The sequence below is a fragment of the Bradyrhizobium sp. SZCCT0148 genome, from assembly GCF_018129985.1.
Classification (GTDB): domain Bacteria; phylum Pseudomonadota; class Alphaproteobacteria; order Rhizobiales; family Xanthobacteraceae; genus Bradyrhizobium; species Bradyrhizobium japonicum_H.
The window spans coordinates 49,091-62,324 of record NZ_JAFCKT010000001.1; the positions used below are offsets into that span (position 1 = coordinate 49,091).

Genomic DNA, 13,234 nt, shown 5'->3' on the forward strand with positions numbered 1-13,234 from the left:
GCTGCCTGTCCGCTTCCCGGGCACTTTCGAGAGGATGGGCACCAAACAAGGGTGGAGGAGACGATGAGGAAATTTCTACTTGCCGGCATCGCGGTTGCGATCATGGCGACGCCGGCATTCGCCGCGAACTACCGCTTCGTGATCGTGCCCAAGGCGATGAACAATCCGTTCTTCGACTTCGCGCGCGACGGGTGCCTCAAACGTGCCAAGGAGCTCGGCAACATCGAGTGCATCTACAAGGGACCGGTCGAGCACGAGCCGGCGACGCAGGCCCAGATCATCCAGGACTTCGTCACCCAGAAGGTCGACGGCCTCGCGATCTCGGTCGCCGACGTCGCGGCCATGACCAAGTCGATCGAGGCGGCGAGCGCGGCCGGAATTCCCGTCATCACCTTCGATGCCGATGCACCGGGCTCCAAGCGCATCGCCTATATCGGCACCAACAACAAGGAGTTTGGTGTCGCGCTCGGCAAGGAATTGCTGAAGATGCGGCCCGACGGCGGCAAATACGCCATGGTCTCGGGCGGCCCCGGTGCGAAGAACCTCGCCGAGCGTGTCGATGGCGTGCGCGAGGCGCTGAAGGGCTCGAAATGGACCGAGGTCGCGGGCTCTCCGACGTTCTGCAACGACGATCCGGCACTCGCGGTTCAGCAGATGACGGACATGCGCACGGCGACACCCGATCTCGCCGCCATCGTTCCGATCGGCGGCTGGCCGATGTTCGCGCCTGAAGGTTTCAAGGCCTTCGCCAGCCGGAACAAGAAGGACATCGATTCCGGCAAGTTCACGCTCGTCGTCGCCGATACGCTGAAGATGCAGCTCGAACTCCTGCGCGACGGCTATGCCAATGCGCTGGTCGGCCAGCGTCCGTTCGAGATGGGTGAGAAGGCGATGGACACGCTGCTCGCCATCAAGAAGGGCGAGAAGGTGCCGGAGATCGTCTACACCGGCCTCGACCTCGTCACCAAGGACAACGTCGCGCAGATGTTGAAGTAGGAGCGACGCCAACCCCGTGCTCCTGCGAATCTCTCCCGCTTGCGGTTTCCGCGAGCGGGAGAGATGATTTGGGCGGCTGAAATGAAGGCTGCTGGAAGGCAATGGGAATGAAAAGATCGCGGCTCGGCTCGCTCGACGTCACTTCAATCGGGCTCGGTTCCGCCCCGCTCGGCGGATTGTTCGCCCCCGTCAGCGATGCCGATGCGGAGGCGACCGTCGCGCGCGCCTGGTCTCTCGGGGTGCGCTTCTTCGATACCGCACCGCTGTACGGCTTCGGCCTCGCAGAACGGCGGCTCGGCGCATTCCTGCGGCATCAGAAGCGCGAGTCCTACGTCATCTCGACCAAGGTCGGCCGTCTGCTGCGCGCACCGGATCACGGCGCCGCCGAGGACGAGCATTACAAGGGCACGCCGCGCGAGCGGCCGGTGTTCGATTTCAGTTATGACGGCGTGATGCGATCGGTGGAGGAAAGCCTGTCGCGCCTCGGCCTCGATCGCGTTGACGTGCTCCTGGTGCACGACCCCGACGATCACTATGACGACGCCGTCGCCGGTGCCTTCTGCGCGCTACAGCGTCTGCGCAGCGACGGAACCGTCAAGGCGGTCGGCGCCGGCATGAACCAGTCGGAAATGCTGGTCCGCTTCGCCGAGGCCGTGCCGGTCGACTGTTTCCTGCTCGCCGGGCGCTACACGCTGCTCGACCAGGGCGCGCTGGATGCGCTGTTTCCGATCTGCACCGCGAAAGGCATCGGCATCCTGCTCGGCGGCATCTACAACAGCGGCATCCTCGCCAATCCGCACGCCGGCGCGAAGTTCAACTATCAGGATGCCGATGCGGTGCTGGTCGCGCGGGCGCTCGAACTCGACGCGCTCTGCCGCAAGCATGGCACCGAGCTGAAGGCCGCCGCACTGCAGTTCTGCATGGCCCATCCTGCAGTCACGGTCGCCGTGATGGGCGCGCGCAACGCAGGCGAGGTTGCCGACAATATCGCGATGTCGGAGACGACGGTGCCGGCGGCCTTCTGGCAAGAATTGCGGGCGCGGAACCTCGTCGATGCCCGCGCGCCAATGCCAGGTGGCGCGTAAGGCATGATCGTCGACGCCCACCAGCACTTCTGGGATCCGGCGGGTGCCGATTATCCCTGGATGGCAGCGGACGAGCTGACGCCGATCCGCCGCGCCTTCGGCCCTGACGATCTCGCGCCGCTGCTGAAGGCGAACGGCATCGACGCCAGCATCGTGGTGCAATGCCGCTCCGCGCTGGAGGAGACCGAGCAATTCCTGCGCATTGCGCACGAAAACCCCATCGTCGTCGGCGTGGTCGGCTGGGTTGACCTGACGGATAGCGCGCTCGGCGACACGCTCGATCGGCTTCGCGCTTCACGCGGCGGCGACAAGCTGGTCGGCATCCGCCATCAGGTGCACGACGAGGGCGATCCCGATTGGCTGCTGCGGGAGGACGTGCAGCGCGGTCTCACCGCGGTCTTCGCGCACGATCTCGCCTACGATTTCCTCGTCCGTACCCGCGAGCTGCCCGCCGCGATCGCAACCGCGCAGGCCTTCCCGCAGGCGCGCTTCGTGCTCGACCACGCCGCCAAGCCGCCGATCGCCGATGGTGGAAGCAATGATTGGGCCGATCGCATCAAGGCGCTTGGGGCTTGCGGCAATGTCTGGTGCAAGATCTCCGGGCTTGCGACCGAGGCAGCCTGGGACGACTGGGATGCGGAGCGGCTGTTGCCGTTCGTCGCACACGCCGCCAGCTGTTTCGGCGAGGACAGGTTGATTTTCGGCTCGGACTGGCCGGTGTGCCTGCTTGCAGGCAACTACGGCGAGATCAAGCGCGCGCTGGAGGCCTGCCTGACGCAGCTTGGCCCGCAGGTGCGGGCCAAGGCCTTTGGTGTCAATGCGACGCGGGCGTATCGGCTGGCGATCGCAAAATAGCACTGTGGCGTGCGCGCTCGACTATTCCGACATCGGCTTGTCGGAGATGTCCCAGTCCTTGCCGGTGAAGGTGGAGATGAAGAGCGTCTTCATCGGCGTGTAATCCTCGGGCGTGTAGCTGTAGGTGACGCCGTCGAGGAAGTAGGGCGAGTGGAAGCCTTTGAGGTTCGAGGCCTGCTTCAGCACGTTGGCGCGGGTGAGTTCGTCGCCGCAGCGGCGCAGGATCTCGCCCATGGTCACCGCCTGGCCGTAGCCGGCGAAGGCGATGGTGTTGTCCTGGTCGATCGCCGGCGTGTATTTCTTGCGCAATTCCTCGAACGCCATCACGTCGGGGTCCTTCTCCCATTTGGGCAGGCCGACCTCCTTGTTGTAGCGGATGGCAACGATGCCGGCGGCGTTCTCGAGCCCCGCGGCATTGAGGATCGAGCGGCCGGTCGAGCCGGCGGAGAGAAGCTGCAACGGCTTCCAGCCGAGCTCGGCGACCTTCCGGATCGATTGCGACGACGCCTTGCCGGTCGAGATGTTGTAGAAGACGTCGGCGCCCGACTTCGAGAGATTGATGAGCTGGGAATCGACGGTCGGCTCGGTGAGATCGTAGGTCTGCTCCATGATCACCGATGCCGTGCCGCCGGCATCGGCCAACACCTTCTTGAACGGACCGAGGAAATCACGGCCGAAATCGTCGTTCTGGTAGAGGATGCCGACCTTGGCGTTCGGCTTCACGCTGACGACGTGGCGCGCCAGGATGCGCGCCTCGGTCGGATAGAGCGGCAGGCCCGCCATCGTCCATTTGAACTCTTTCGGGTTGTTCCACTTCGACGCGCCGGTGTTGAGCAGCAGCTGCGGCACGCCCTTGGAGTTCAGGTATTTGTGCACGGCGGTCTGCGGCGCGGTGCCGAGCGAGCCGTAGAGCGCGAGCACCTCTTCCTGCTCGACCAGGCGTCGCGTGGCCTCGACGCATTTCGGCGCGCTATAAGCGTCGTCCATGGTGAGAAACTTGACCTTGCGTCCGTTGATGCCGCCCTTCTCGTTCAGCATCTGGAAATAGGCCTCGCCGATGCGCCCGAGCACGCCGTAGAGCGAGCCGGGGCCGGAATGCGGCACGGTCTGCCCAATCTTGATCTCGGTGTCGCTGGCGCCCGCATCGTATTTCTTCTCCGCGGCCCAGACATAAGGCGCGGGCAAGGTCGATGCGGCGATGGTGGCAAGCGCGGCGGCGCTGAAATCGCGCCGCGATGGATTCTTTGTCATTATGTGTTTCTCCCTAGCGAGGGCATTGTGCTGGCATCGCCGTTCCGCTCGCAAGTGGGAAGTCACTGCTTTGCGACGCAATGACGCTGAAATGTCAGGGAGTTAGCGCCTAGACTCAAGTTTTCTCGGCAACCACGACGAGGCCTCGCACCGGCTCGTTGTTTTCGATGCGCGGCGATGCCGTCTGCAATGTCAGAAGCTTCAGGCCGGCCCTGACGAGCGCGCTCCGCACATATTCCGCTTCATGGGCATAGCGCAGGCCTTCCCCGAGGATGATGCCGTTGCCATCGTGGGTCTCGAGCGTGAAGGCGAGCACGCCGCCCGCTGCAAGCACGCGCCTTGCTTCCGTCAGCACCGGTGCGAGATCCGACAGATACACGAATGCATCCGCCGCAAGCATCAGGTTCGCGCTTGCATTGGGCTTGCCGCGCAAGCCATCGATCATGTCGGCGACTTCGAGCTCGGCGTACAGACCCGTCGCGCGCGCCTCCTTGATCATGCCGGATGACAGGTCGATCCCGGTGAAATGATCGACCTGCTTGGCGAAGGCGGCGGCCGCAAGCCCGGTGCCGCAGCCGAGATCGATGGCGCGCTTGAACAAAGCCGGTTTCCTGGCGGCGACGCGTGCGGCGATCACCGCCTTGAAGATCAGGGAGGGCGCGCGGTATCCGAGATCGTTGACCAGGGCATCCTCGAAATGCGGCGCATATTGATCGAACAAGGCCTGCACATAGGCCTTCGGCATCTCCGAGAGCTGCTCGTCGCCCAGCCGGATCAAACGCAAGCCGGCGCCGTGCTGGTCGTCCGGGTCGGACTCGCGGGCTTTCCGGAAGGCGGCGATGGCCTTGTCGCGCTCGCCGAGCTCTTCGCGGATTTCGCCGAGCGTGAACCACGCCGAGGTGAAGTTCGGCGCGAGCTCGAGCGCTTGTTCCAGCAGGTCGGCAGCGGCGGGCAGATCGCCCTTGAGCTGGAGATCCCGTGCGAATTCGAAGCGGCGGTCGGCGATGAGATCGCCCGAGGACAGGAACAGGCGCAGGGGCATTGAGGAACCGGGTTCGTCATTGCCGGGCTTGATCCGGCAATCCATCAAAAAAGGAACTCTTTAGGACGATGGATGCGCGGGTCAAGCCCGCGCATGACGGCTTAATTTGGAGCGGCTCCTTCCTATATTATTCGCATGCGTCCACAAGACATCTTGCTGCCGGTTGCTGCCGGCCTTTGCTGCAAGCCCGGTGGCTTCCATATCGACCCTGTCCGTCCGGTCGAGCGGGCCGTGATCACCCACGGTCACTCCGACCATGCCCGCCCCGGCCATGGCGCGGTGCTGGCGACGCAGGAAACGCTGGACATGATGCGGCTGCGTTACGGCGAGAATTTTGCCGGCTCGACGCAAGCCATTCACTATGGCGAGCAGATCCGGCTCGGTGACGTCACCGTCAAATTTCACCCGGCCGGTCACGTGCTGGGTTCGGCGCAGGTCGCGGTGACCTGCGAGGACACCTGCATCGTCGCCTCCGGCGACTACAAGGACGCGCCAGACCCGACCTGCACGCCGTTCGAACTGGTTCAATGCGATGTCTTCATCACCGAGGCGACGTTCGGGCTGCCGGTGTTCCGGCATGGTGATGCTGCTGACGAGGTCAAGAAGCTGCTCGCCTCCGTCGCGCTGTTTCCGGAGCGCGCACATCTGGTCGGCGCCTATTCGCTCGGCAAGGCGCAGCGCGTGATCAAGCTGCTGCGGCAGGCGGGCTATGACGCCCCGATCTATCTGCATGGCGCGATGGAGAAGATCACCGATTACTATCAGAGCCGCGGCATCGACCTCGGCGAGCTCAGGCCGGCGAAAGGCGTGAAGAAGGCGACGCTGGCCGGCACCATCACGCTGGCACCGCCTTCGGCGACCTCCGATCTCTGGACGCGGCGCTTTCCCGATCCGGTCACGGCATTCGCCTCGGGCTGGATGCGGGTGCGCGCCCGGGCGCGGCAGCGCGGCATCGAGCTGCCGCTGGTGATCTCCGATCACGCCGACTGGGACGGCCTCACCGCCACAATCGCTGCGACCGGCGCCGGCGAGGTCTGGGTCACGCACGGCCAGGAAGATGCACTGGTGCATTGGTGCCAGACCAAAGGGCTGAAAGCACGGCCACTCGATCTCGTCGGCTATGGCGACGAGGAGGAGAGCGAGACGCCGCCCTCCGACGAGGCCGAGGCATGAACCGCTTCGCCGAACTGCTCGACCGGCTCGCCTACGAGCCCGGCCGCAACAACAAGCTACGGCTGCTCACCGGCTATTTCCGCGAGGTCGGCGATCCCGACCGCGGCTATGCGCTGGCCGCACTGACCGGCGCGCTCAGCTTCAAACACGCCAAGTCGGCGCTGATCCGCAATCTCATTGCGACTCGCACGGATGAGGTGCTGTTCGGGCTGAGTTACGATTATGTCGGCGATCTCTCGGAGACGGTGGCGCTGATGTGGCCGAAGGCCGTGGGTGTGCACAACAACCCGCCACCCCCGACGCTGACCGAAGTCGTCACCACGCTGCGCACGCTCGGCAAGACCGAGTTGCCGAAGCAGCTCGAGCGCTGGCTCGACGAGCTCGATGAGACCGGGCGCTGGGCGCTGCTGAAGCTCGTCACCGGCAGTCTGCGCATCGGCATCTCCGCGCGGCTGGCGAAGACCGCGGCGGCCGCGCTCGGCGACAAGGATCCGCATGATGTCGAGCTGGTCTGGCCGGGCCTTGCACCGCCCTATCTCGACCTGTTCGCCTGGCTGGAGGATCGCGCCGAAAAGCCGGTCAATCGCGATCCCGCGCCGTTTCGCCCCGTGATGCTGGCGCACGCGATCGAGGACAGCGATTTCGCTGCGCTCGATCCCGCCGACTACATCGCCGAATGGAAATGGGATGGCATTCGCGTGCAGGCCGTGGCGGGGCGCGACGAAAACGGCCACATCACGGGCCGGCTCTATTCGCGCACCGGCGAGGACATTACCGGGAGTTTTCCCGATCTCGTACCGTCGCTGCACCTGCCTGGCGCGATCGACGGCGAGCTTCTGATCCTGCGCGAGGGCCGGGTGCAGAGCTTCAACGTTTTGCAACAGCGGCTCAACCGCAAGGTCGTCTCGCCCAAGCTGATCAAGGAGTTTCCGATCCACCTGCGCGCCTACGATCTGCTCGGCGACGACGAGAACGATCTGCGCGAGCTGCCCTTTGCGGAGCGGCGCGAACGGCTGGAGGCCTTCATCGGGAAGCTCGGCGATCCCCGCATCGATCTGTCGCCCACGGTGCCCTTCGCAAGCTGGGAGGCGCTGACCGCCGCGCGCGCCGATCCGGCCAGTGCCGGCGCCGGCGAAGATGCCGACGCCGTCGAGGGCGTGATGCTGAAGCGGCGCGATGCGCTTTACCTGCCCGGACGTCCCAAGGGTCAATGGTGGAAGTGGAAGCGCGATCCGCACATCATCGACGCCGTGCTGATGTATGCGCAGCGCGGCCACGGCAAGCGATCGTCCTATTATTCCGACTACACATTCGGCGTCTGGACTGCAGGCGAGGGCGGCGACGAGCTGGTGCCGGTCGGCAAGGCCTATTTCGGCTTCACCGACGAAGAGCTGCTGCAGATCGACCGCTTCGTCCGCCGCAACACCACGGAAAAATTCGGCCCTGTCCGCCACGTCGTCCACGAGAGCGACAAGGGCCTGGTGCTGGAAGTGGCGTTCGAGGGCCTGCAGCGCTCGCCTCGGCACAAATCCGGCGTTGCCATGCGCTTCCCCCGCATCAGCCGCCTGCGCTGGGACAAGCCGCCGCGCGAGGCAGACCGGCTGGAGACGCTGGAGCGGATGCTGAAGGCGGAGGCGGTGGAGGCGTGAAGTGTGAGGGCGTGCGATGACTCGGACTTTGGCGGCGCCCGAGCGCACGCCTCGTCCTTCGAGACGACCGCTTCGCGGTCTCCTCAGGATGAGGCTGATCGGCATCGGTGCCCGTTGAAGCTGCTGCCGCGCACTCCGTCCTCATCCTGAGGAGCCCGCGCAAAGCGGGCGTCTCGAAGGATGGCGGCCGGGAAACAATCTCATCGGACCGCGGGAGAGACGAACCGACGGGCCGAATTAAACTCCCGTAACCCGATTGACGCCCCGTTGCGGGTTCCCCATCTGCCTCGCCGTGCCCTATAATGGGTCGAATCCGCCAAGGAGTTTGAGATGGTCCAAGACGTCAGAGATTTGCCGGCCGGCCGCAATGACGGGCTGAACCGCTTTCTCGGCGGCTCGCCGCTGGCGGTCGCGTTTCGCCTGGTCCTGCTCTCGATTCTGGTCGGCGTCGTGCTCGCCGCGATCGGCTTCGATCCCTGGAACATTCTCACCAGCATCCGCCTGTTGTTCCAGCGGCTGTGGGATCTCGGCTTCGACACCATCAATTGGCTGTGGCGCTACTTCCTGCTCGGCGCAGTCATCGTGATCCCGATCTGGCTGCTCTCGCGCGTGTTCGGCACGCCGCGCGGCCGGTGAGATTCTGAAGGTCCGCAGCCGATGCAACTCCGTTTCGTCGGCTGCGGCGACGCTTTCGGCTCCGGCGGCAGGCTCAACACCTGCTTCCATGTCTCGGGGCGCCAGACCAACTTCCTGATCGATTGCGGCGCGTCGGCCCTGCCGGCGCTGAAGCGGCTCGAGATCGACCGTAACGACATCGATCTCATCCTGATTACGCATTTCCACGGCGACCATTTTGCCGGCCTGCCGTTCTTTCTGCTCGACGCCCAGTTCTCGCGGCGGACGCGGCCGCTGACGATCGCGGGCCCGCAGGGCATCGAGAGGCGGTTGCGTGAGGTGATGGAGGCGCTGTTCGAGCATTCCTCGAAGACCCAGCAGCGCTTCGAACTCGACGTCGTCGAGCTCGTGCCCGGGCAGAGCCGGACTTTCGGCGCCGTGACGGTGACGCCCTATCCCGTCGTGCATGGCGAGTCCGGCGGCCCCTTCCTCGCCTACCGCGTCGACGCCGAGGGCCGCACGCTCGCCTACAGTGCCGACACCGAATGGACGGAGACGCTCATTCCGCTGGCGCATGGCGTGGATCTTTTCATTGCCGAAGCCTATATGTACGAGAAGGTGGTGAAGAACCATCTCAGCCTGAAAACCCTGGAACAGCATCTGCCGGCAATCGCCGCCAAGCGGCTCGTGCTCACCCACATGAGCGACGACGTGCTGTCGCGGCTCGAGACTCTGCCGCATATGGCGGCCGAGGACGGCATGGTCGTCGTGTTCTGACCATGCACGCGCCCGTCCATCCCAAAGTCGGCACCCGTCAAGTGTTCGCCATTGCCGGCCCGGCGATGGTCGCGAACCTGACCACGCCGCTGATCGGCATTGTCTCGACCACGGCGATCGGGCGGCTCGACGATGCCGCGCTGCTCGGCGGCGTCGCTATGGCCTCGGTGATCTTCGATTGCCTGTTCTGGCTGTTCGGCTTCCTGCGCATGAGCACGCTCGCTTTCACCGCGCAATCGCTGGGCGCGGGCGACACGCGCGAGCCGAGCGCGATCCTGGCGCGCGGCTTCATCGTTGCCGGCCTGATCGGCGCGGCGCTGATTCTGCTGCAACTGCCGCTGGCTGCCGTGCTGTTCGATCTCATGGGCGGCAGCGAGGGTGTGACGCGGGCGGCGAAGACCTACTTCAAGATCCGGATCTGGTCGTCGCCGTTCGCGCTTGCCAATTACGTCATCCTCGGCTGGCTGATCGGCCAGGCCCGCGCCAATTCGGCGTTGTTGCTTCAGGTCGTCATCAACCTCGTCAACATGGCGGCGACGATCCTGCTGGTGCTGGTCTACGACACCGGCATTGCCGGTGCCGCGCTCGCCGCGCTGCTGTCCGAAGCGGTCGGCTTCGCCCTCGGCGTGCTGGTCTGCCGGCATTATGCCGATGGCGGCTTCGCCGTGCCCTACGCGACCCTCTTCGATCGCGACAAGCTGTTGCGGTTGCTGGCGGTGAACACCGACATCCTGATCCGCACCGCGGCGCTGATCGCCGTGTTCCTGTTCTTTACTGCAAAGGGCGCGCAGGCCGGCGACGTCACGCTGGCCGCCAACTCCGTGCTCAACAACTTCCTGCTGGTCAGCGCTTTCTTCCTCGACGGCCTCGCCAACGCCGCGCAGCAGCTCTGCGGCCGCGCCGTTGGCGCGCGCGATGCAAAAGGCTTTTCGGATTCGACCCGACTGGTGCTGCTGTGGGGCCTTGGTTTCGCGCTGATCGTGTCGGGACTGTTCGCGGTGTTCGGGTCGGCCCTGATCGATGTCATGACGGCGAGTGACGACGTCCGCCGTGCCGCGCGCGAATTCCTGCCGTTCGTCGTGCTCGCACCCATTCCCGGCGTGTTCGCTTTCGGCTTCGACGGCATCTATATCGGCGCGACCTGGGCGCGCGAGATGCGCAATCTGATGCTGGCTTCGCTGGTGATCTTCTTCGCCGCCTGGTGGGCGCTGCAATCGCTCGGCAATGCCGGGCTTTGGTGCGCGCTGATGGCCTCCTACCTCTCGCGCGGCGGACTGCAGGCGGCGAGGTATCCCGCGCAGTTCAGGGCGACGTTTGCCAAGCCGTAGCTCCGGTGTCCCGGACGCGCCGCAGCGTCAAACGCTGCTGCGCAGAGCCGCGCCCCTCTCTTCTCGAACTCGCTGCCACATGGATCCCGGCTCTCCAGCGCACCACGCCGCAGACGGCGCGTTGTGCGGCGTCCTGGGAACGAGAGCGTCTCACATCCCCGGCCAGTCTTCCGCGGTGAGCGTCGCGGCATCGGCGCCGACGATCTCGGACAGCGAGTCCCGTCCCGTCCGCAGCAGCGTCGAGGTGAGGTCGCGCTTGATCTCGTCGACGAGGCCGAGGCCCTTGTAGATCAGGGACGAATAGAGCTGGATCAGGCTCGCACCGGCGCGGATCTTGGTCAGCGCGGCACCGCCCGAATCCACGCCGCCGACGCCGATCAGCGGGAACGCGCCCTCGACGCGCACATAGGTTTCGGCGACCATCCGCGTCGACAGGCGGAACAGTGGCCGGCCGGACAGGCCGCCTTGCTCCCTGGCGCGCGTCTCCTCCCGCAGCGTGCTCGGCCGCGCGATCGTCGTGTTCGACACGATCATGCCGTCGACCCGGCGCGAGCGCGCCACCTGCACGACATCGTCGAGCTGGGCGAGGCTTAGATCCGGCGCGATCTTGAGCAGCACCGGCGTGTCGCCGGCCTTCTGCCTGACACGCTCGCGGGCGTCGATCACCCGCGCGAGGAGATCGTCGAGCAGGGCGCCTTCCTGCAGGTTGCGCAGGCCCGGCGTGTTCGGCGAGGAGACGTTGACAGTGAAATAGCTCGCGACCGGCGCAAAGGTCTCGATCAGCTTGACGTAATCGGCGACGCGGTCGGGGGAATCCTTGTTGGCGCCGACATTGACGCCGACGATGCCGCCGTGTTGCGCGCGTGCGGCAAGCCGGCGCAAGGCGACTTCCGCGCCGTCATTGTTGAAGCCCATGCGGTTGATGACGGCCTCGTCGCGCTCCAGACGGAATAGCCGCGGCCGCGGATTGCCGGCCTGCGGCTTCGGCGTCACCGAGCCAATCTCGACGAAGCCGAAGCCGAGCCGCAGCAGGGCATCCGGTACCTCGGCGCTCTTGTCGAAGCCCGCGGCCATGCCGATCGGATTGGGAAAGTTGAGCCCGAAGGCGCGCACCGCGAGCTTCGGATCGTCAGCGCGTGGCTTGACCGGCGGCAGGAAGCGCAGGCCCTGGATCGCGAGACGATGGGCGTCTTCCGGATCGAGCCAGCGCAGCACCGGCAGCGAAAAGGCGTCGAAAGCGCGGATCACGGCAACAGCTCCGGAGTGTCGTGGCTGCCGTCGGAGCGGACGTTGATGTTCGTCACCGACAGCACTGCGCCGAAGTCGAGTTCGCCGTAGAGATGGGGAAACAGCTCGTCATTGCGCGAGCGCTCCCAGCGCAATTCGCCGCCGAGCGCGTCGCCGTCGACCTCGATCAGGAACAGCGCGCGCTGTCCGAAATAATGCTTGCGCAAGGTCTCGGGAACCTGGGCGGCGGTCGAGAAATGGATGAAACCGTCGCGCGCATCGTCCGCGCTGCCCCGGTACACGCCCTGCCGTTCCGCCTCGCGCCAGGCCGATGCCGGACAGATTTTGTAGATCTTGACCACCGCTTGCGGAGCCCTTTGAGTCTCTTGGGTTTTTTCGTCTCTTGCGGGTGTTAAAAGCCCGGCCGCGACCGTAAAGGCCACACCTCCCGAACTCAAGGCTTGCCTGGCGCCCCTTGCGCAGAAAACGGAAAACCGGTTGATTTGAGGACAGTTTTCCTGAGTGGCGACGGGCTGGACCTTGCATGGTCAGGCAGGCCAAAGCGCAGAGGATGCTGACGCACGACCGTATCTGGATCGCCCTGGATCGGCTGGCAGCGCGCGCCGGTCTGTCACCGTCCGGCCTTGCCAAGCGTGCCGGTCTCGATCCCACCACCTTCAACAGGTCCAAGCGCGTCACATCCGACGGCCGCGAGCGCTGGCCCTCGACCGAATCGATCGCAAAGGCGCTGGCCGCGGCCGACTCCTCGTTCGGGAGCTTTGCACGGCTGATCGACGAGGACGCAGCTGACAGCCGCTCGGTCCCGCTGCTCGGCCTCGCGATGGCCGGTGCAAGCGGCGCTTTCGACGAGGCGGGCCTTCCCTCGGGCAAGGGCTGGACCGAGACCGCGCTGCCCATCGCAGACGACGGCCACGGCTTTGCGCTGGAGATTTCCGGTGATGCGCTCGCGCCTGTGTATCGCAGCGGCGACATCATCCTTGTCTCGCCCGGCACGCCGATTCGCAAAGGGGATCGGGTGGTGGTGAAGACCAGGAAAGGTGAGATGCTCGTCGCGACGTTGAAGCGCCGCACGGCCGGGGCGCTGGACTTGCAGCCGCTCGAGGCGGCGCAGGCCGCGCGCACGATCGTGACGGGCGACATTGGCTGGATCGCACGCATCGTCTGGGCAAGCCAGTAATCGCGTCAGCTTCCGGATCATGGCACCTCCGCAGCATC

The 13,234-nt window shown here is 65.5% G+C and carries 13 protein-coding genes; 9 read left to right on the top strand and 4 right to left on the bottom strand.

The features are described 5' to 3' along the window. The first annotated feature begins 63 nt into the window (after nt 1–63). The 3 genes from JQ580_RS00240 to JQ580_RS00250 all read left to right on the top strand — a co-directional run bounded on the left by JQ580_RS00240 (nt 64) and on the right by JQ580_RS00250 (nt 2,936). On the top strand, nt 64–996 hold the full coding sequence (locus JQ580_RS00240; RefSeq protein ID WP_212277734.1) for a sugar-binding protein: 933 nt from the start codon (nt 64–66) through the stop codon (nt 994–996). A gap of 107 nt (nt 997–1,103) precedes the next feature. Next, nucleotides 1,104–2,081: an aldo/keto reductase gene (locus tag JQ580_RS00245; protein ID WP_212277736.1), complete on the top strand. Its 978-nt coding sequence runs from the start codon at nt 1,104–1,106 to the stop codon at nt 2,079–2,081. Nucleotides 2,082–2,084: 3 nt separating this feature from the next. Further along, on the top strand, nt 2,085–2,936 hold the full coding sequence (locus JQ580_RS00250; RefSeq protein WP_212277738.1) for an amidohydrolase family protein: 852 nt from the start codon (nt 2,085–2,087) through the stop codon (nt 2,934–2,936). Nucleotides 2,937–2,957: 21 nt separating this feature from the next. Here the strand turns inward: JQ580_RS00250 and JQ580_RS00255 are convergent, their stop codons facing one another. Further along, nucleotides 2,958–4,187 (bottom strand): ABC transporter substrate-binding protein, encoded by a 1,230-nt coding sequence (locus JQ580_RS00255; RefSeq protein ID WP_212277740.1) that lies wholly within the window; start codon nt 4,185–4,187, stop codon nt 2,958–2,960. A 115-nt stretch (nt 4,188–4,302) separates the two neighbouring features. Beyond that, nucleotides 4,303–5,229: a class I SAM-dependent DNA methyltransferase gene (locus tag JQ580_RS00260; protein ID WP_212277742.1), complete on the bottom strand. Its 927-nt coding sequence runs from the start codon at nt 5,227–5,229 to the stop codon at nt 4,303–4,305. Nucleotides 5,230–5,364: 135 nt separating this feature from the next. Between JQ580_RS00260 and JQ580_RS00265 the strand changes: the two genes are divergently transcribed. The 5 genes from JQ580_RS00265 (at nt 5,365) to JQ580_RS00285 (ending at nt 10,771) form a co-directional block, all read left to right on the top strand. Then, nucleotides 5,365–6,402: a ligase-associated DNA damage response exonuclease gene (locus tag JQ580_RS00265; RefSeq protein WP_212277743.1), complete on the top strand. Its 1,038-nt coding sequence runs from the start codon at nt 5,365–5,367 to the stop codon at nt 6,400–6,402. Beyond that, entirely contained in the window at nt 6,399–8,051 is a 1,653-nt protein-coding gene (locus JQ580_RS00270; protein WP_212277745.1) for an ATP-dependent DNA ligase, read from the top strand. Before JQ580_RS00265 ends, JQ580_RS00270 begins: the two co-directional genes overlap by 4 nt. Before the next feature lie 330 nt (nt 8,052–8,381). Next, nucleotides 8,382–8,687, top strand: coding sequence for a DUF6460 domain-containing protein (locus JQ580_RS00275; protein WP_018320831.1), 306 nt, complete (start codon nt 8,382–8,384; stop codon nt 8,685–8,687). Nucleotides 8,688–8,708: 21 nt separating this feature from the next. Beyond that, nucleotides 8,709–9,443: an MBL fold metallo-hydrolase gene (locus JQ580_RS00280; RefSeq protein WP_212277747.1), complete on the top strand. Its 735-nt coding sequence runs from the start codon at nt 8,709–8,711 to the stop codon at nt 9,441–9,443. 2 nt (nt 9,444–9,445) lie between these two features. Continuing rightward, a complete protein-coding gene (locus JQ580_RS00285) occupies nt 9,446–10,771 on the top strand; it encodes an MATE family efflux transporter (protein ID WP_212277749.1) in 1,326 nt (441 codons plus the stop codon). A gap of 150 nt (nt 10,772–10,921) precedes the next feature. Here JQ580_RS00285 and JQ580_RS00290 read toward each other — a convergent pair whose 3' ends face one another. After that, nucleotides 10,922–12,019 carry a quinone-dependent dihydroorotate dehydrogenase gene (locus tag JQ580_RS00290; protein ID WP_212277751.1) on the bottom strand — a complete coding sequence of 366 codons (1,098 nt, stop codon included), beginning with the start codon at nt 12,017–12,019 and terminating at the stop codon, nt 10,922–10,924. Further along, on the bottom strand, nt 12,016–12,360 hold the full coding sequence (locus JQ580_RS00295) for a DUF952 domain-containing protein (protein WP_212277753.1): 345 nt from the start codon (nt 12,358–12,360) through the stop codon (nt 12,016–12,018). Before JQ580_RS00295 ends, JQ580_RS00290 begins: the two co-directional genes overlap by 4 nt. Before the next feature lie 182 nt (nt 12,361–12,542). Here JQ580_RS00295 and JQ580_RS00300 point away from each other — a divergent pair, with 182 nt between their 5' ends. Continuing rightward, on the top strand, nt 12,543–13,196 hold the full coding sequence (locus JQ580_RS00300) for a S24 family peptidase (protein ID WP_212277755.1): 654 nt from the start codon (nt 12,543–12,545) through the stop codon (nt 13,194–13,196). The last annotated feature ends 38 nt before the right edge of the window (nt 13,197–13,234 follow it).